The organism is Streptomyces sp. NPDC104202 (assembly GCF_055584185.1).
The window spans coordinates 1-18,528 of record NZ_JBVJMN010000024.1 but is presented as its reverse complement, the minus strand read 5'-3'; the positions used below and the strand labels follow the sequence as shown (position 1 = coordinate 18,528).

General features: G+C 73.9%; 12 protein-coding genes. 5 read left to right on the top strand and 7 right to left on the bottom strand.

The genetic code is table 11. From position 1 onward, the window contains the following. Position 1: 1 nt before the first annotated feature. From ACZ60W_RS17455 to nirB, 6 genes are all read right to left on the bottom strand, one after another. Positions 2-2,326, bottom strand: coding sequence for a molybdopterin oxidoreductase family protein (locus ACZ60W_RS17455; RefSeq protein WP_469756192.1), 2,325 nt, complete (start codon positions 2,324-2,326; stop codon positions 2-4). Then, complete coding sequence (locus tag ACZ60W_RS17450) at positions 2,323-3,468, bottom strand: MFS transporter (protein ID WP_469756191.1); 1,146 nt, start codon at positions 3,466-3,468, stop codon at positions 2,323-2,325. The genes ACZ60W_RS17455 and ACZ60W_RS17450 overlap by 4 nt, the downstream gene beginning before the upstream one ends. Before the next feature lie 66 nt (positions 3,469-3,534). Next, entirely contained in the window at positions 3,535-4,329 is a 795-nt protein-coding gene (gene pflA / locus ACZ60W_RS17445; RefSeq protein WP_469756190.1) for a pyruvate formate-lyase-activating protein, read from the bottom strand. A gap of 81 nt (positions 4,330-4,410) precedes the next feature. Further along, entirely contained in the window at positions 4,411-6,690 is a 2,280-nt protein-coding gene (gene pflB / locus ACZ60W_RS17440; RefSeq protein WP_469756189.1) for a formate C-acetyltransferase, read from the bottom strand. A 218-nt stretch (positions 6,691-6,908) separates the two neighbouring features. Beyond that, positions 6,909-8,330, bottom strand: a complete 1,422-nt coding sequence (locus ACZ60W_RS17435; protein ID WP_469756188.1) for an MFS transporter — start codon at positions 8,328-8,330, stop codon at positions 6,909-6,911. A gap of 113 nt (positions 8,331-8,443) precedes the next feature. Continuing rightward, complete coding sequence (gene nirB, locus ACZ60W_RS17430) at positions 8,444-11,335, bottom strand: nitrite reductase large subunit NirB (RefSeq protein ID WP_469756187.1); 2,892 nt, start codon at positions 11,333-11,335, stop codon at positions 8,444-8,446. A 408-nt stretch (positions 11,336-11,743) separates the two neighbouring features. Here nirB and ACZ60W_RS17425 point away from each other — a divergent pair, with 408 nt between their 5' ends. The 4 genes from ACZ60W_RS17425 (at position 11,744) to ACZ60W_RS17410 (ending at position 15,876) form a co-directional block, all read left to right on the top strand. Then, entirely contained in the window at positions 11,744-12,490 is a 747-nt protein-coding gene (locus ACZ60W_RS17425; protein WP_469756186.1) for a sirohydrochlorin chelatase, read from the top strand. A 66-nt stretch (positions 12,491-12,556) separates the two neighbouring features. Further along, the gene (locus ACZ60W_RS17420; RefSeq protein ID WP_469756185.1) at positions 12,557-13,732 is read left to right on the top strand and encodes a low temperature requirement protein A; all 1,176 of its coding nucleotides are present in this window, start codon (positions 12,557-12,559) and stop codon (positions 13,730-13,732) included. Between the two features lie 155 nt (positions 13,733-13,887). After that, entirely contained in the window at positions 13,888-14,961 is a 1,074-nt protein-coding gene (locus ACZ60W_RS17415; protein WP_469756184.1) for a P1 family peptidase, read from the top strand. A gap of 72 nt (positions 14,962-15,033) precedes the next feature. Beyond that, entirely contained in the window at positions 15,034-15,876 is an 843-nt protein-coding gene (locus ACZ60W_RS17410) for a DUF6227 family protein (RefSeq protein ID WP_469756183.1), read from the top strand. A 24-nt stretch (positions 15,877-15,900) separates the two neighbouring features. On the opposite strand, the gene ACZ60W_RS17405 is transcribed toward ACZ60W_RS17410, so the two are convergent. Next, positions 15,901-16,989 (bottom strand): glycosyltransferase, encoded by a 1,089-nt coding sequence (locus tag ACZ60W_RS17405; RefSeq protein WP_469756182.1) that lies wholly within the window; start codon positions 16,987-16,989, stop codon positions 15,901-15,903. 277 nt (positions 16,990-17,266) lie between these two features. On the opposite strand from ACZ60W_RS17405, the gene ACZ60W_RS17400 reads away from it, so the two are divergent. Further along, positions 17,267-18,442 carry a hypothetical protein gene (locus tag ACZ60W_RS17400; RefSeq protein ID WP_469756181.1) on the top strand — a complete coding sequence of 392 codons (1,176 nt, stop codon included), beginning with the start codon at positions 17,267-17,269 and terminating at the stop codon, positions 18,440-18,442. Positions 18,443-18,528 lie beyond the last annotated feature (86 nt).

Below are 18,528 nucleotides of genomic sequence, written 5' to 3'. Positions count from 1 at the left end.
GTCAGCTCCTCTCCGCGGTGCCGCGGCCCTGGGGGGAGGTGGGGGGCAGCGGGTCGGTGCGGGAGACCTGGGTCTCCGGGTATGCCCGGTGTCCGGGGGCGGTGGGCGGGGCGGGGACCTCGTCGATCCGCTCGGCGGCCTCGATGCGGGCCGCGCAGACCTTGTACTCCGGGATCTTGGAGCGGGGGTCGAGGGCGTCGATGGTGAGGGCGTTCGCCGCGGTCGGGACGGGCCAGTGGTAGGGGACGAAGACGGTGTCGGGCCGGATGGCCTCGGTGACCAGGGCGGGGAAGACCTCGCTGCCGCGGCGGGTGACGACGCGGACGGGGTCGCCGTTGCGGAAGCCGTGGGAGGGATGGACCTCGACCCAGGGCCGCGGGGTCTGTTCGACGAGGGCGCCGAGCCGGCGGGTCTGGTTGCCGGAGAGGAAGTGGGCGACGGTGCGGCCGGTGGTGAGCGAGAGGGGGTACTCCTCGCTGTACGGGTCCATCGGCGGGTGCCATTCGACGACCTGGAGGTGGATCTTGCCGTCGGGGTGGTAGGTGCGGCCGTTCTCGAAGAGCCGGGGGGTGCCGGGGTGCTCGGTGCTCGGGCAGGGCCAGGCGATGCCGCCGGTCTCCTCCAGGCGCTCGTAGGTGATGCCGTAGTAGTCGTTGACGGTTCCGGCGGAGGCGATCCGCAGCTCCTCGAAGACGGAGCGCGAGTCGGGGAACGCGAACTTGTCCCCGGCGCCGAGCCGGCGGGCGAGTTCGCACATGACCCAGGTGTCGGTGCGGACGCCGGCCGGGGGCTCCTGGGCCTTGTTGTGCTTGACGACCCGGGCCTCGGCGTTGGCCATGACGCCCTCGTCCTCGGCCCAGACGGTGACGGGGAAGACCACGTGCGCGTTGGCGGCGGTCTCGGAGAGGAAGAAGTCGAACTGGGCGTGGAACTCCAGGCTGTCGTAACCGTCCTTGACGGTGGCGTAGTTCGGCAGCGAGACGAAGGGGTTGTTGCAGATGCCCACGAGGCCCCGGATCTCCCGGCGCTGCATCTGCCAGACCATCTCCATCATGGAGGTGCCGGCGAGCGGGAGGTCGGCCTCGTCGATGCCCCAGATCTCGCAGATCTGGCGGCGGTGCTCGGGGTTGGTGATGGAACGGCCGCCGGGCAGCAGGTCGGACTTCTGGCCGTGCTCGCGGCCGCCCTGGCCGTTGCCCTGGCCGGTGATCGTGCCGTATCCGGCGCCGGGCTTGCCGATGTTCCCGGTGGCGACGCAGAGGTTGATGATGGTGAGGCAGTTCTCGACGCCCTGGGAGTGGTGCTCGACGCCGCGGGCGTGCCAGGCCATGGCCTTTCCCGCGCCGGCGAAGACGCGGGCGACCTGGCGGATCTGCTCCTCGGGGACGCCGCAGATCTCGGCGGAGCGCGCGGGCGGGTAGTCGGCGACGGTCTTGCGCACCTCGTCCCAGCCGGTGGTGTGGGCGGCGAGGTAGGCCTCGTCGGTGAGGCCCTCGGCGACGACGACGTGCAGGACGGCGTTGAAGAAGGCCGCGTCGGTGCCGGGCTTGAGGGCGACGTGGATGTCCGCGGTGCGCGCGATGGCGGTCTCGCGCGGGTCGACGACGATGAGACTGGCGCCCCGGTCGCGGGCCCCCCAGAGGTACTGGGTCATGACCGGGAAGCACTCGCCGACGTTGGAGCCCGCGATGAGGAGGCAGTCGGTGAGGAGGATGTCGGAGAAGGGGTTGCCGGCCCGGTCGATGCCGAAGGCGAGCTTGTTGGCGCCGGCGGCGGAGACCATGCAGAGGCGGCCGTTGTAGTCGACGTGCCGGGTCCTGAGGGCGACGCGGGCGAACTTGCCGACGAGGTAGGTCTTCTCGGAGTAGAGGCTGGCGCCGCCGAGGAGCCCGAAGGCGTCGTTGCCGTGCTCTCCCTGGATGCGGCGGATCTCGGCGACGGTGTGGTCGAGGGCCTCGTCCCAGGAGACCTCGCGGAACGCCTCGTCGCGGTTGCGGCGCATCAGCGGCGCGGTGAGCCGGTCGGGGTGGTTGACCTGCTGGTAGGCGTTGATGCCCTTGGGGCAGAGCCGCATCCGGTTGATGTCGTGGTTGCGGGGTTCGACGCCGAAGACCTTGCCGCCGCGGTCGACGCGGAGGTACATGCCGCACTGGACGCCGCAGAAGCAGCAGTGGGTGGGGACGAGGGTCTCGCCGTTCTGGTCGGCGTGCCAGCGGTCGGCCGGGATGCCTCCGGCGTCGCGGAAGTTGCGGGTGCCGGGCGGGGCGAGCGAGGGGTCGAGCGGCACCGGCCGCCCGGGGGTGGTCGCGGGGTCGGACGCGGTCACTTGAAGCCCTTCTTCACGTGGTCGAGGTAGGCGTTGCCGCGTAGGACGCGCTTGCAGCGGGGGCAGTACTCGGCCCACTGGTCGAACCCGAGGTCGAGGTCGCGCATGGTGCCCCGGAGGTTCTCCACGTAGGGGGCGGTGTCGATGGGCTCGTGGCAGCGCCGGCAGGCGAGCACCTGCTCCTCGTCCTTGCGGCGGGAGGTGTACTTGAAGAGCTGCATGCCGACGGCGGCGGGCCGCTGGACGATGTGGAAGAACTTCCCGAACGGGATGTAGATGAGGGTGAAGACGACGGAGACCATGTGCAGGACGGCGAGGAACTCGTAGCCACCGCCGTGCAGGAAGATCGACGAGAAGGTCAGCAGGAGCCCGGTCACCGAGATGACGACGAGGCAGATCAGCGGCACCAGGTCGTAGGCGAAGCGCTGGCCGGTGATGGCGCCGCGGTCCTTCATGCGGCGCCAGAGGAAGTAGGCGGCGCCGGCGATGACGAGGACGGCGGCGATGTCGAGGCCGTGGAACATCAGCCAGCCGAGGAGGCTGAGCGAGTCGAAGCCGAGGACCTTGAAGCCCCAGATCCGCATCTCGTAGCCGGGGCCCGAGCCGGTCGAGGAGGTGAAGGTGAACCAGCCCCAGGTGAGGGGGAAGGTGATCGCGGCGGCGAGCAGACAGCCCCAGAAGACGAGCTGGTGGGCGGCCCAGCGGGCGTGGGAGCGGGCGCCGAGGAACTTCTGGAAGCCGAGGTAGGTGGCGATCATCTTCGGCAGCGCGGTGGGCGCCTTGCGGAAGTTCGCGGCGGAGAAGAAGGAGCGCCAGCCCTGCCGGAAGAGGCGCTTGGCGCCGGGGGCGGAGATCCACACCGTGTACCGGTAGGCGATGCCGAAGGCGAGGAAGACGGTGGCGACGGCGTAGGGCAGCAGGGCCGAGTCGAAGTCGCGGAGCAGCCGGCTGCCGAAGACGATCGCGATGATCAGGAGCACGGAGACGACGGCCCCCGCGAGGCCGGCGCGGCGGCGCACGGCGGCGGGGGTCTGCGGCGGGGCTCCGGCCGCCGGTGGCTCCCCCGGTGCGGGGGCGGTGGTGCCGGGCGGCGGGTCGCCCGGTCCGGGTGTCGGCTCGACTGTCTGCGGTGGCTCGGTCACGCGGCCACGGTAAGACCATACGGGCCCTTTTTCCTGTTTTGCGTGGTCGGCGGGTGAGGGCGTCGCTCAGACGGCGTGCAGGCCGTGGGCCTGGAAGACCTCGCGGGCGGCGGCGACCTGTCGGGGCGTCGGGGACGGGGTGTCGTGCAGGGTGAAGGGCATGTCGAGCGCCTTCCACTTCGCCTCGCCGAGCTTGTGGAAGGGGAGGACGTCCACGCGGGAGACGTTGCCGAGCCCGGCGGCGAAGGCGGCGACGCCCTCGACGTTCGCCGGGTCGTCGGTCAGGCCCGGGACGAGCACGAAGCGGACGTGGACGTCCTGGCCGAGGTCGGCGAGGCGGCGGGCGAAGTCCAGGGTCGGCCGCAGCGGCCGGCCGGTCACCCCGCGGTAGGTGTCGGGGTCCCAGGACTTGATGTCGAGCAGGACCAGGTCGGTGTCGCGCAGCAGGGCGTCGGTGGCGCGGACCCCGAGGAAGCCCGAGGTGTCGAGGGCGGTGTGGAGGCCCAGCTCGTGCTTCATCCGGTGCAGCAGCTCGCCGGCGAAGACGGGCTGGAGCAGGGGTTCGCCGCCGGAGAGGGTGGCGCCGCCGCCGGAGGCCGCGATGAAGCGGACGTACTTGCGCGCCTCGGCGATCACGTCGTCGGCGGAGGTGCGCGTGCCGCCGCGCATCCGCCAGGTGTCGGGGTTGTGGCAGTAGAGGCAGGTGAGGGGGCAGCCGGACAGGAAGGTGACGAAGCGGGTGCCGGGACCGTCGACACCGGTGGACAGGTCCCATGAGTGCACCGAGCCCGAGGAGGGCCGGTGGGTCGCCGCGGCGGCCGGGGTGGCGGGGGCCGCGGGCCCGAGGGCGAGGCCGGTCATGGCGGGTCCTCCTTCGGAGGGTGTGGGGGCGCGACCCGGGGCCGGAGGTGAGGGGCCTCCGGCCCCGGGTGCTCAGGGGGGCTACAGCGAGCCGTGGAAGGTGCGGTTCAGGACGTCGAGCTGCTGCTCGCGCGTGAGCCGGACGAAGTTCACCGCGTATCCGGAGACCCGGATCGTCAGCTGCGGGTAGTTCTCCGGGTGCTCCATGGCGTCCAGGAGGACGTCCCGGCTGAGGACGTTGACGTTCATGTGGAAGCCGTCGCTGGCCATGTAGCCGTCGAGGACGCCCGCGAGGTTGGCGATCCGTTCCTCGGGGGTGCGGCCCAGGCCGTCAGGGGTGACGGTGTGGGTGAGCGAGATGCCGTCCTCGGCGTCCTCGTAGGGCAGCTTGGCGACCGAGAGGGCGGAGGCGACGTAACCGTGGGTGTCACGGCCGTTCATCGGGTTGGCGCCCGGCGAGAAGGGCTCGCCGGCGCGGCGCCCGTCGGGGGTGTTGCCGGTCTTCTTGCCGTAGACGACGTTGGACGTGATGGTCAGGACGGACTGGGTGTGCTCGGCGTCGCGGTAGGTGGGGTGCTTGCGGACCTTCCGCATGAACTCCTCGACCAGGCCGACGGCGATGGCGTCGACCCGCTCGTCGTTGTTGCCGAAGGCGGGGTAGTCGCCCTCGATCACGTAGTCGACGGCGAGGCCGGTGTCGTCGCGGACCGGGGTGACCCGGGCGTACTTCACGGCGGCGAGGGAGTCGGCGGCGACGGAGAGGCCGGCGATGCCGCAGGCCATGGTGCGGCGCACGTCGCGGTCGTGGAGCGCCATCTCGATCCGCTCGTAGGCGTACCGGTCGTGCATGTAGTGGATGACGTTCAGGGCGTGCACGTAGACCTCGGCGAGCCACTCCAGCTGGGCGTCGAAGCGCTCCATGAGCTCGTCGTAGTCGAGGACCTCGGAGGTGAGAGCACCAGTGGCCGGGCCGACCTGGGCGCCGGACTTCTCGTCGCGGCCGCCGTTGACCGCGTAGAGGAGGGTCTTGGCGAGGTTCACCCGGGCGCCGAAGAACTGCATCTGCTTGCCCACCGGCATCGCGGAGACGCAGCAGGCGATGGCGGTGTCGTCGCCGAAGCGGGGGCGCATCAGCTCGTCCGACTCGTACTGGACGGAGGAGGTGTCGATGGAGACCCGGGCGCAGAACTCCTTGAAGCCCCGCGGGAGCCGCGGCGACCAGAAGACCGTCATGTTCGGCTCGGGGGCCGGGCCGAGGTTGTAGAGGGTCTGGAGGTAGCGGAAGGAGGTCCGCGTGACGAGCGGCCGGCCGTCCTCGCCCATGCCGGCGAGGGACTCGGTGACCCACGTCGGGTCGCCGGAGAACAGCTCGTCGTAGTCGGGGGTGCGCAGGAAGCGGACGATGCGGAGCTTGACGATGAAGTCGTCGACGAGCTCCTGCGCCCGCTCCTCGGTGAGGACGCCGGAGTCGATGTCGCGCTGGAGGTAGACGTCGAGGAAGGTGGAGGTCCGGCCGAGGGACATCGCCGCGCCGTTCTGCTCCTTCACGGCGGCGAGGTAGGCGAAGTAGAGCCACTGGACGGCCTCGTGGCCGGTGGTGGCGGGGCCGGAGAGGTCGTGGCCGTAGGAGGCGGCCATCGCCTTGAGTTCGCCGAGGGCGCGGATCTGCTCGGCGAGCTCCTCGCGGAGGCGGATCGTCTCCTCCAGCGAACGGCCGCCGGCGGGCAGGGAGTCGAGCTCAGCCTTCTCCTCCTTCTTCACCTCGACGAGGCGGTCGACGCCGTAGAGGGCGACGCGGCGGTAGTCGCCGATGATGCGGCCGCGGCCGTAGGCGTCGGGGAGGCCGGTGACGACGCCGGCCTTGCGGGCGGCGCGGATCTCGGGGGTGTACGCGTCGAAGACGCCGGCGTTGTGGGTCTTGCGGTACTCGGTGAAGACCTTCTCCAGCTCGGCCGAGACCGGGTAGCCGTAGGTCTCCAGCGCGCCGGCGACCATGCGCCAGCCGCCGTACGGCATGATCGCGCGCTTCAGCGGGGCGTCGGTCTGGAGGCCGACGATCAGCTCGCGGTCGCGGTCGATGTAGCCGGGGGCGTGGGCGGTGATGGTGGAGGGCACGTCGTGGGAGACGTCGAGGACGCCCTTGGCGCGCTCCTCGGGGAAGCGGTCGGTGATCGCCTTCCACACGGCGGTGGTCCGCTCGGTGGGTCCGGCGAGGAAGGAGCCGTCGCCCTCGTACGGCGTGTAGTTCTGCTGGATGAAGTCGCGGACGTCGATGGCGTCGCGCCAGAGTCCGCCCTTGAAGCCCTTCCAGGCCGTTCCGTTCGCCGTCGCCTCAGCAGGGGTCGCAGTCACTGCCCGCACCGCCTTCTTCGAGTCATTCGATCGCGTCGTTGCTTGCCTCCATTCCACTCCTTTTGATCGATCATTTCGGGCGGCAATGGTCCCCGGTCGAGGGCCGTAGGTCCCGGCCCGCGCGTGCGGAAAGGCCCCGCCGTGCGGCGGGGCCTTTCCTCGGCGGACCCGGAAGGGCCGGTCGGCCGGGTGTCCCGGCGTCGGTCGGCCGGGTGTCGGGGCGTCGGTCAGCTGGGCGCCTCGGCGTTCCTTCGGGCGTAGAACCACCAGGTCACGAGGGTGCAGCCGGCGTAGAAGGCGACGAACCCCCACATGGCGCTGGTCACGGACACCGAGGCGAAGAGGGCGGGGATGAAGAAGAAGCCATAGGCCGCGACGGCCGAGGTGAAGCCGGTGACGGCGCCGGACTCCATCTCCGCCTGCTTCAGCGCCCGGGCGTGCTCCGGGGTGCCCTCCGTCAGACCCCTGAGGTGGGTGCCGCGGAAGATCACCGGGATCTGCCGGAAGGTGGAGCCGTTGCCGATCCCGGAGAAGAAGAACGCGGCGAGGAAGCAGAGGAAGAAGCCCGGGAACGAGCCGCCGTCGCCGCCGGAGGGCAGGAAGGCGATGACGCCGACGATCGAGGCGGCCATGCCCACGAAGGACAGCACGGTGACCCGGGCGCCGCCCCAGCGGTCGGCGATCCAGCCGCCGCCCCAGCGGGCGAGCGCGCCCACGGCGGGGCCCATCCAGGCGTAGGTGGCGACGGAGTAGTCCGGGAAGGTCGTCTTGATCAGCATCGGCAGGGCGGCGGCGAAGCCGATGAAGGAGCCGAAGGTGCCGACGTACAGCCAGGTCATCAGCCAGGTGTGCTTGCGCCCGAAGATGACCTTCTGCCGGCTGAACGGGGTGGCAGCGACCTTCAGGTCGTTCTGGCCGAACCAGGCGACGGCGGCGAGCACGAGGATCACCGGGACCCAGAGGAAGGCGGCGTTCTGCAGGTGGACGGCGGTGCCGTCGGCCCTGTGCTGGGCGGAGCCGATCGCGAGGGCCGACCAGGTGATGACGATCGGGGTGAGCAGCTGGACGACGGAGACGCCGAGGTTGCCGAGGCCGCCGTTGACGCCGGTCGCGCCGCCCTTCCGCGCCTTGGGGAAGAAGAAGCCGATGTTGGCGAGGGAGGAGGCGAAGTTCGCGCCGCCGATGCCGCAGAGGGCGGCGATGGCGGCCATCACGCCGTAGGGGGTCGTCGGGTCCTGGATCGCGACGCCGAGCCAGATCAGCGGCACGATCAGGATCACCGTCGACAGGGCGGTGAAGCGGCGCTGCCCGACCATCGGGCCGAGGAAGGTGTAGAGGATGCGGGCCGTGCCGCCGGTCAGGCCGGGGACGGCCGTCAGCCAGAACAGCTGGGAGGTCGAGTAGCCGAAGCCGACGTCCTTCAGGTTGGTCGCGGTGACCGACCACACCTGCCAGACGACGAAGGCCACGAGCAGCGCCGGTACCGCGATCCACAGGTTGCGGGCGGCGACCTTCCGGCCGATCGACTTCCAGAACAGCTCGTTCTCCGGCTCCCAGTCGGTGATCGGCCTGCCGGGGCGGTACTGCTCCGTGTCGTACGAGCCGGCCGGCCCGCCCGTCGCTCTGCTGTCCTGGAGTACGGAACTCATGGCGCTTCCCTGACTTCCCTGGCGTTCGGGTCTTTCCTTGCCCTTCCAGGCTGCTCCGGGACGCGGGGGCGGGTGAGTGCCGATGGTCGCCGGGCGGCCGGGTGAAGGTCCCGTCAGCGGAGGGACTGAGGGACCGGGAGGACCGGCAGGGCGACCTCGGGGTCGTCGAGGCAGGCGCCGGTGCGCAGGTCGAACTCCTGCTTGTGCAGGGGGGACGCGACCACCGGTACCCCGTCCCTGCTGCCCATGATCCCGTCGGCGATGACGGCCGCACCCGTGAAGGGGTCCCGGTTGCCCACCGCGTACACCGTGCCGTCGCCGGCGCGGAAGAGCGCCGCCTCGGTGCCGTCCGCGAGGACGGCGGGCCGGCCGCGGCCCGGCTCCAGGAACTCCGCCCCGGCCGTGTGCGGGGCGAACCGGGCCAGGGCGGCGGGGTCGTCGAGGACCGCCTGCCACTCGTCCCGGTAGGCGGCCACGTGCCGCTCCATCTGGGCCTCCAGCTCGTCGCGGAGCCCGAGGGAGTCCTCGATCAGGACCTCGCGGAGGTGCGCGATCCCCGCGGCCCGCGCGGATCCGCCCGAGCCGGCCGAACCGCCCGGGGCCCCGGACCCGCCGGAGCCGCCCGAAGCGCCCGAGCCGCCCGAAGCGCCGGAGCCCGCGCCTCGGCCCGTCCCGCCGTGCGCGGCTCCGAGGCGCTCCAGCCAGGCGGAGGTGCGCTCCAGCCGTTCCCCGGTCCGCACGTAGTACATGAGGAAGCGGTCGGTCAGGGCGAGGAGTTCGGCGGCCGGCAGGTCGGCGGCGAGCAGCTCGGCGTGGCGCGGGTCGGTGCCGCCGTTGCCGCAGACGTACAGGTTCCAGCCGCCGGCGGTGGCGATGACGCCGATGTCCTTGCCGCGGGCCTCCGCGCACTCGCGGAGGCAGCCCGAGACGCCGCCCTTGATCTTGTGCGGGGCGCGCAGGCCCCGGTAGCGGAGCTCCAGGTCGACGGCGAGCCGGACCGAGTCGCCCTGCCCGAACCGGCAGAACCGCGAGCCGACACAGGACTTGACCGTCCGCAGCGACTTCCCGTATGCCTGCCCGGACTCGAAGCCCGCCGCGATCAACCGGCGCCAGATGGACGGGAGTTCCTCCTTCCGTGCGCCGAAGAGGTCGATCCGCTGACCGCCGGTGATCTTGGTGTAGAGGCCGTGGTCGCGGGCCACCTCGCCGAGGACGATGAGCTGTGCGGCGGTGATCTCGCCGCCGGGGACGCGCGGCACCACCGAATAGGTGCCGTCCTTCTGGAGGTTGGCGAGGAAGAGGTCGTTGGAGTCCTGGAGCGCGGCCTGCTCGCCGTCGAGGACGTGCCGCAGTCCCAGCTCCGGCGCCAGGGTGCCCAGGACGTTGGCGACGACCGGCTTGCACACGGTGCAGCCGGCGCCCCCGGCGCCGTACCGCTCGGCCAGCTCGGTGTAGGAGCGGAGGCGTTCGGACCTGACCAGCGCGTAGACCTCGGGCCGGGAGAGGTCGGGGAAGTGCTCGCACAGGCCGCGCCTCCGCTCCACGCCCGCCGCGTCGAGGACGCCCCGGAGAGTGTTCACGCAGCCGCCGCAGCCCGTGCCGGCCTTCGTGTGCCGCTTGATCCCGCCGATGTCGTCGAGGCCGTGGGCGGCGATCGCCGAGGCCACCGCGCCCTTGGTCACGTTGTGGCAGGAGCAGACGACGGCGTCGTCGGGCAGCGCGTCCGCGCCGGGCGGCTCGACGCCCCCGCCGGCCGGCAGCAGGAACGCCTCGGGCGGGGCCGGGAGCCGCCGCCCCGCGTGCGGCCTGAGCGCGCCGTACGCCTCGGCGTCGCCGACCAGGATGCCGCCGATGAGCTGCCCCTCGGGGCCGAGCAGCAGCTTCTTGTAGACGCCCTCGCGGCCGTCGGAGAACACGATCTCGGTGGGGCGCGGTCCGCCGTCGCCGCCGTCCGCGAAGGGATCGCCGAAGGAGGCCACGTCCGCGCCGAGCAGCTTCAGCTTCGTCGACGTGTCGGCGCCGGTGAACACCGTCGTCCCCGCCCCCGCGAGCCGGTCGGCGACCGCCTCCGCCATCTGGTAGCCGGGCGCGACCAGGCCGTACACCCGCCCGTCGGAGGTCTGGGCGCACTCCCCGATCGCGTACACGTACGGGTCGGTCGTCCGGCAGTGCTCGTCCACCGCCACTCCCCCGCGGTCGCCCACCGCCAGCCCGGCCTCCCGGGCCAGGCGGTCGCGCGGCCGGACCCCGGCGGAGAAGACGACCAGGTCGGCGGGGAGCCGCTCGCCGCTCGACAGCCGCAGGCCCCGCACCGTCCCGTCGGCGTCCGTCTCGACCTCCGCGGCCCCCACCCCGGTGTGGACGGCGACCCCCATCGACTCGATGGTGGTCCGCAGCGCCGCCGCGCCGCCGTCGTCGACCTGGAGCGGCATCAGCCGCGGCGCGAACTCGACGACGTGCGTGGCCAGTCCGAGCGTGCGCAGGGCCCCGGCCGCCTCCAGGCCGAGGAGCCCGCCGCCGACGACGACACCGGTCCGGGCGTCCCCGGCGTACGCGGTGAGCGCGTCGACGTCGTAGAGGGTGCGGTAGGTGAAGCAGCCGGCGGCGTCGGCGCCGGGGATCGGCGGCACGAACGGGTACGAGCCGGTCGCCAGGACCAGCGCGTCGTACCCGACGACCGCGCCGGAGGTGGTCGTGACCGTGCGGGCCGCGGTGTCGACGTGCTCCGCCGGGTCGCCGAGCCGCAGGTCGACCCCGTGCCCGGCGAGGAAGCCGGGGGCGGACAGGCCGAGCCGCTCCGGATCGGTACCGGTGAAGACGGACGAGAGGTGCACCCGGTCGTAGGCGGGCACGTCCTCCTCGGCCAGGACCGTCACCCGCCAGCCGGGGCCCGCGGGGTCCGCCGGGTCCGCGAGCGCGCCGCGCTCGGCCAGCGCCTCCAGGAGGCGGTGGCCCACCATGCCGTGGCCGATGAGCACGAGGGTCTGGGTCCGTGGGGCGGCCATGGCGGTCTCCGTGGGGGTCGCGGGTCTCTTCCCTCCGACCGTAGGAGCGCGGGACGGGCGTGTCGGCGCCGAGAAGGTCCCCGGATCACGGGACGTGTGGCCCTCCCTCCGGGGTCTTCCGGCGGCGGCCCGGCCCCCCGCGGCGGGCCTAGCGTGACTCCGTGGGGCCGCGCCGGCGAACGACACCGCCGGGCGCGGCCCCGCGGACCCGCGCCGGCCGGGCCGGGTTCCCCGGGCGCCCGGGCCCCGGGACTCCGGGCGGCCCGGGCGTCCGGCCACCGGTCCGAGGCGGGCGCCGGCACGGGGCGGGCGCCGGTCCGAGGCGGCCACCGGTCCAAGGCGGGCGCCGGTCCGAGGCGGGCGCCGGTCCGAGGCGGGCGCCGGCACGGCCGTTTCGAGGAGGCACGGATGAGGGACCTGGTGTTGGCCGTCCACGGAAGCGCCCTGCCCGGGACCGCGGTTCCGGTCGGGCGGCTCGCCGAGGCGGTGCGGCGCCTGGGCGGGGCGCCCGTCGCCGTCGGCTACCTCGACCACCGGGCCCCGTCGCTGTCCGAGGTCCTCGCGGAGCGGCCCGGCGCGGTCGTGGTGCCGTTGCTGCTCGGCGACGGCTACCACCGCACGGTCGACCTGCCCGCCGTCGCCCGCCGCTTCGACTGCGCGGTCACGCCCGGGCTGAGCGGCGAACGCGCCGTGGCCCTCGCGCTGTACGACCGGCTGCGCGCCGCCGAGCGGGCGGCCGGCGGCCCCGCCGACGCGGTCGTCGTCGCCGGGGCCGGCTCCTCCCGGCCGGGCGGCGACGACGGCACGCTCCGGGCGGTCGAGCAGCTCCGTCCGCTCCTCTCCGTACCCGTGACGGCCGCGTACTGCTCCGCCGCCGCCCCCGCACCGGCCGACGCCGTCGCCCGGCTCCGCGCGCGGGGCTCGCGGCGGGTCGCGCTCGCCGCGCACCTCCTGGCCCCGGGCCGCTTCACCCGGGCCCTCGCCGCGGTCCCGGACACCTGGGCCGTCACGGAGCCGCTCGCCGACCATCCGCGCCTGGCGGGCCTGGTGGTGGCCCGGTACGCCGCGGCGGCGGGCGGCGTCCGGCGGGTCCCGGGCGGGCGGGGAGCCGCCTCCGGGGACCCGGCGGGACGGGCCGGGGACCGGGCCGCCTGACGCCGTCGGCGGCCGTACCGCGTGGCACGGGAGCGGGCCGGCCTCCGGCTCTGCTGTGCTGGGGCCATGACACAACCGTTTCTCCCCCTCACCGCACGCTCCCGCGAGGAGTCGCACCGGGCCGCGACCCCCCTGGAGCTCTTCTTCGACCTGTGCTTCGTCGTCGCCGTCGCCCAGGCGGGCGCCGAGCTCGTGCACGCCGTGGCCGAGGGCCACACCGGCGAGGGGATCGCCGATTACGCCATGGTGTTCTTCGCGATCTGGTGGGCGTGGATGAACTTCACCTGGTTCGCCTCGGCCTACGACAACGACGACGTGCTGTACCGCGTCGTCACCCTCGTCCAGATCGCCGGCGTCCTCGTCCTCGCCGCCGGCGTCTCGCGCGCCGCCCAGGACCACGACTTCCTCGTCGTCTACCTCGGCTACCTCGTCATGCGCCTGGCGCTCGCCTCGCAGTGGCTGCGCGCCGCCCACCACGCCACCGACCCCGCCGAGCGGACGATGTGCCGGCGGTACGCGGGCGGGGTCCTCGCCTGCCAGATCGGCTGGCTCGCGCTGGTCCTCGCGCCCGAGCCCGCCCGCCCCTGGGTCTTCCTCGTCATGGCGCTGGCCGAGATGACCGTGCCCGTGTTCGCGGAGAAGGACGCCCCCAGCACCTGGCACCCGCACCACATCGCCGAGCGGTACGGGCTGTTCACCATCATCGTCCTCGGCGAGACCGTCGCCGCCGCCACCGTCGCCGTGAAGTCCGGCATCGTCGAGCACGACGCGCTCGGCGACCTGCTGCCGATCGCCGCCGGCGGTCTGCTGATCGTCTTCGCCGCCTGGTGGATCTACTTCGTCGTGCCCGCCCACGACCGGCTGACCTCCAGCCGCCAGGGCTTCCTGTGGGGATACGGCCACTACGTCATCTTCACCTCGGCCGCCGCCGTCGGCGCGGGCCTGGAGATCGCCGTCGAGCAGGCGGTGGGCAAGGCCCACATCTCCGCCCTCGCCGCCTCCGCGGCCGTCACGATCCCGACCGCCGTCTTCCTGCTCTCCGTGTGGCTGCTGCACGCCCGGTACTTCAAGGTCGGCATCGCCCAGCAGCTCGTGCTGCCGGTGTCGGCGTTCGCCGTCCTCATGTGTTCGTTCGCCGGCCGCTGGGCGGTCCTCGCCGCCGGGCTCGTCGCCGCCGCCACCGTCGCGGTCGGGGTCACGCTGACGGCCCGCAACCCGGCGACCCACCCCGCCGCGGAGTGACGGCGGGCCGGTGGGGGCCCGCCGGACGGCCTGCCCCCACCGGTGTGACAGGGACGCGGGACCCTGCGCCGTCCGGTTCCTGCTCTTCCGCCTCCTCGGACCGCTCACGGCGGCCGACGCCACCGGGGCCCGGCGGCCCGTGGTAGGCAGGGGTCATGACAGACGCCGAGGGGAACCGCCGGGACGCGCTCACCGACGTACGGGGGCTGCGGGTGGGCCACGCGCGCGTGGCCGGGCCCGGGGCGCTGAGCGGCACGACGGTGGTGCTGGCCCCGGCGGGCGGGATGACGGCCGCGGTGGACGTGCGCGGCGGCGGTCCCGGGACGCGGGAGACGGACGCGCTGGACCCGCGGAACGTGGTGGAGCGGATCGACGCCGTGGTCCTGACCGGCGGCAGCGCCTACGGCCTGGACGCGGCGGCCGGCGTGATGGCCTGGCTGGAGGGGCGGCACCGGGGCGTGCGGGTGGGCCCCGACCCGTCCCACGTGGTGCCGGTGGTCCCGGCCGCGTGCGTCTTCGACCTGGGACGGGGCGGTGACTTCGCGGCCCGGCCGGACGCGGCGACGGGCCGTGCGGCGGTGGAGGCGGCGGACGCGAGCGGGGACCACGCGCGCGTGGAGACGGGCGCGGTCGGCGCGGGCACGGGCGCCGTGGTCGGCGGGATGCGCGGCGGTGTGGGGACGGCGAGCGCCCTCCTGGAGTCGGGCATCACGGTCGGCGCGCTGGTGGTGGTGAACGCGGTGGGCTCGGCGGTCGATCCGGCGACGGGGGTGCCGTACGGCAGCCTGGTCGACGGCGGGCACCGGCAGGTCCCGCCGCGGGAGGTGCACGAGGCGGCGCTGCGGCGGCTCGCCCGGGCACGGGAGGCGGCCGCGCCGCCGCCGCTGAACACCACGCTCGCCGTCGTCGCCACGGACGCGGCCCTGACCCGCGCGCAGGCCCTGAAGGTCGCGGGCACGGCGCACGACGGCATCGCGCGCGCGGTCCGGCCGGTGCACCTGATGAACGACGGGGACACCGTCTTCGCGCTCGCCACCGGGGCGCGGGAGCTGCCGGCGGCGAGCGGTCCGCTCGCCCTGAACGAGATCCTGGCGGCCGGCGCCGACCTGGTGACGCGCGCGATCGTGCGCGCGGTCCTCGCGGCCCCGGGCGGTCTGCGGGGTCCGGGCGGGGACTTCCCCTCGTACCGCGAGCTGTACGGAGCGGACGCGGCCGCGTACTCCCAGTAAGATAAAGGGAGTTGAAAGAAACGGTCGGGAACTTCCCAGGCGGGCCCTTCGTTTTTCCGAACCCCGGACACGATGTCGGACCCAGGGACTACGTTAAGCAAGCACCAAGTGACATGCGGCGACGGCCTGGAGACCCTCTTGAACGATCCGCAGGATCCCCACGATCCCTTCGAGACGACCGAGACGCACCTTGAGCGCCTCCTCGGCCGGGCGCTCAACTCCTTCGACCTGCCCGACTCGACGGTCGAGCGCCTCGGCACGGCGCTCGCCCACTCCAGCGCGCTGCACTCCTCGCGCCACAGTGCGTCGCTGCACCGCACCACCCACCGCCACACCTACCTGCTCGCCGACGGCAGCGCGCTCAGCCTCTGGGAGCTCACGCACAACGCCGGCCGGGACGGCGCCCGCCGGCACGAGCTGTACGCCGAGGAGTCGGAGGCGCGGCTCGCCGCGTCACGGCTGCCGTCCGGGCCGCTGCCGGGCCGGACCGCGGACCTCTCGGACCGGCCCGTCTTCGGCGAGGACGACGACCTGGAGCTGCTGAACTCCCTGCTGGCCCGCCCGATACCCGCCCAGCCCCGGATGTACGTGCCGGACGACTCCGCCGACCACGCGCGCCGCGTCCTGCGGCGCGCGGAGAACGCGGACCGACCGGGCGAGCGGACGGCCCGCCGCCTCCGACTGGCCTTCGCACACCACATCACCCAGGCGTTCGGGCGGCACGGCCCGGCCGAGGGCGGCCGGGACGCCGGCTTCACCCTCTACGAGCACCAGTTCCTGCTGCTCGACGGCAGCGAGGCCAGCCTGTGGGAGGTCGAGCACACCGCGACCCCGGACGGCCGGCACATGTGCGAGGTGTACGAGACGGAGAGCGCCGCCCGCGACGCGATGGAGTCGCGCTCCCGGGTGCGCTGACGCCCCGCCACGCCTCCGCGCCCGTCAGACGAGCGCGGGGGCGGCCGCCTCGTCGAGCCGGGCCACGGCGAACTCGCGGTTGGCGCGCGTCTGCTCGCGGTACGCCTCGGGGAGGTCCGGCAGGGCGAGCAGCCGGTCGCAGGCGGCCAGCGAGGCGGCGTGGTCGCCCGTCCAGTACGCGGTGATCGAGTACTCGAAGAGCAGCCCCCACCGGTACACCCAGGGCTGGATGAACAGCAGGTCGTCGGGGGGCTCCCGGTCCAGGACGGCGGAGACGACGGCGTGGGCGGCGTGGTGCCGGCGCATCTTCCGCAGCCGCGCGACCAGTTCGTAGCAGGCTTCGAGCCGGTCGGGCCGCGACTCCCAGGCCCGGGAGAGGGCGTCCATCGCGGCGGGCCACTCCCCCGCCTCGGCCCGCAGGACGCCGGACTGGAGCAGCGCGTAGTAGACCTCCTCGCCCCAGCCGCCCATCGCCGCCCGGCGCTCGTAGAGGGCGACGGCCTCCTCGGAGCGGCCCATGTCGCGGAGGGTCTGCGCGAGGTAGAAGACCGTGCGGGGGTTGGCCGGGTCGCGGTCGAGTTCGGCGCCCAGCAGCCGGGCGTCGCGCTCGAACTTGTCGTGGCGCGAGCCGCCGTCGGCGTGGTCCTCGACGACGAGCGCGTCCAGGTTCGCCTGGACGTGCTCGCGGTCGGCCGTCAGGTACTCGTGGGTGACCCCCTCGTACCGCCACGGCAGATCGCCCCTGACCAGGCGTTTGATGCGGTACTCCACCGTCCCCTCGTGACGGATCATGTAGGCGTCGGCGGTCGGCGCGGGGAACGGCCCCTCCCGGCGCAGGACGTGGTCGGCGTCGAGGAGCAGCAGGTAGTCGGCCCGGCCGCGGGCGCGGGCGATGTTCAGGCTGCGGTTGTGGCCGAAGTCCACCCACGGCTCCTCCCGCAGCTCGCCCGGGATGCCGGCGAGCGCGGTGCGGATGAGCTCCTGGGTCCCGTCGGTGGAACCGGTGTCGGAGATGACCCAGGTGTCCACGAGACCGCGGACGGAGGCGAGACAGCGCTCGATCACGGCGGCCTCGTTCTTGACGATCATGCACAGGCAGATGGACGGCTGCACGGCAACACCACTTCCGGAGGGAACGGAGGAGCGGTCGGGGTTGCGCGACCCTACGGACGCCGGGCCCGGCGGCGCCGTCGGCACGCCGGTGGGCGGGCGCGAGTTCCCCGTCGTGTACGCATCCGTTCGGCTGTCGGCGCTGCGCCAAGGCGCTGACAGTGCCGCCGTGGGGTCAAGCCGCCGACCATGCGATCCGATGATCCGACAAAGGGGGCACACAGGTGCCTACCGGACATCGCTCGCGCCGGCCCGGAGGCCGGCGGAGGAAGGAGCACGGATGCGCCCTGATGCCAGGACCCGGACCCCGCTGGGCCCGCTGCCCCGCCGTCGCGCATGGCTCGGCGGCGGGGCGATCGCCTCGGTCGCCCTCGTGCTCACCGGCTTCGCGACCCCCTCGGCCGCCGCGTGGGGCAGGACGCCCGCCCCCGGCGCGCCCGGGGCGGCCAGCGCGCCCCTGACGACCGCCCCCTCCGGCGGCGGCTGCCAGAAGCACGGTCACCGCGCCCCGTCCGCGCCGGGGCACGCGCCCACGGACGCCCTCCAGGAGTTCCTGGACCACGAGGTCCAGCCCCTCGTCGACGCCGCCCGCCTCCACACCCCCCGCGCCCTCGCCGGCGGCGACGACGGCTGCGAGCCCGGCCCGCCCGGACCCACTGGTCCCACTGGCCCCAAGGGACTGAAGGGCAACACCGGCCCCACCGGCCCCAAGGGCAACACCGGCCCGACCGGCCCGACCGGCCCCAAGGGCAACACCGGCGCGACGGGGGCGACCGGAGCGACGGGGGCCACGGGCGCGACCGGAGCGATCGGAGCCACGGGAGCCACGGGAGCCACCGGAGCGACCGGAGCCACGGGCGAGACCGGCGCCACGGGAGCCACCGGAGCGACCGGAGCCACGGGCGAGACCGGCCCGACGGGCGCCACGGGCGCCACGGGAGCGACCGGAGCGACCGGAGCCACGGGAGCCACCGGCGCGACCGGCGCCACAGGTGCCACAGGTGCCACCGGCGCCACGGGAGCCACCGGTGCCACCGGCGCCACGGGCGCGACCGGAGCCACCGCCCCCTGCATCGACATCGACACGTACAGCCCGTCCAACACCGAGGACTTCCAGGCCGTGCTCTACAACGGCAAGGCGTTCGTCGGGAAGGCGAGCGTGCCCGGCGGGACGATCGCCTGGCAGGACCTCACCAATCCGACGCTCGTCGGGACGGACCCGGGCAACCCCAACTACCCGGCCAACGCCTGCGGGATCGCGATCGAGGCCCAGGGGAACGACGCCTTCGTGAAGGTGGTCACCACCACGGGGACAGTCTGGCAGACCAAGGGCGCCATCAACGGCGCCCTCTTCCTGTGGAACCAGCCCTGGGTGCAGCAGACGACACCCACGCCCGTCGCCCTGCGCGGCTTCCGGGGTGACCTGGAGTCCGGCGGAGGCGCCGACCGCGGCTGAGGCGCCGGGGGGGGGGGGGGGGGGGGGGGGGGGGGGGGGGGGGGGGGGGGGGGGGGGGGGGGGGGGGGGGGGGGGGGGGGGGGGGT

What these genes read in the sequence shown, in the direction of transcription:
- ACZ60W_RS17425 (WP_469756186.1), top strand. Translation starts at nt 11,744, where the DNA reads ATGAGGGACCTGGTGTTGGCCGTCCACGGAAGCGCCCTGCCCGGGACC.
- ACZ60W_RS17415 (WP_469756184.1), top strand. Translation starts at nt 13,888, where the DNA reads ATGACAGACGCCGAGGGGAACCGCCGGGACGCGCTCACCGACGTACGG.
- nirB (WP_469756187.1), bottom strand. Translation starts at nt 11,335, where the DNA reads ATGGCCGCCCCACGGACCCAGACCCTCGTGCTCATCGGCCACGGCATG.
- pflA (WP_469756190.1), bottom strand. Translation starts at nt 4,329, where the DNA reads ATGACCGGCCTCGCCCTCGGGCCCGCGGCCCCCGCCACCCCGGCCGCC.
- ACZ60W_RS17435 (WP_469756188.1), bottom strand. Translation starts at nt 8,330, where the DNA reads ATGAGTTCCGTACTCCAGGACAGCAGAGCGACGGGCGGGCCGGCCGGC.
- ACZ60W_RS17400 (WP_469756181.1), top strand. Translation starts at nt 17,267, where the DNA reads ATGCGCCCTGATGCCAGGACCCGGACCCCGCTGGGCCCGCTGCCCCGC.
- ACZ60W_RS17420 (WP_469756185.1), top strand. Translation starts at nt 12,557, where the DNA reads ATGACACAACCGTTTCTCCCCCTCACCGCACGCTCCCGCGAGGAGTCG.
- ACZ60W_RS17410 (WP_469756183.1), top strand. Translation starts at nt 15,034, where the DNA reads ATGTCGGACCCAGGGACTACGTTAAGCAAGCACCAAGTGACATGCGGC.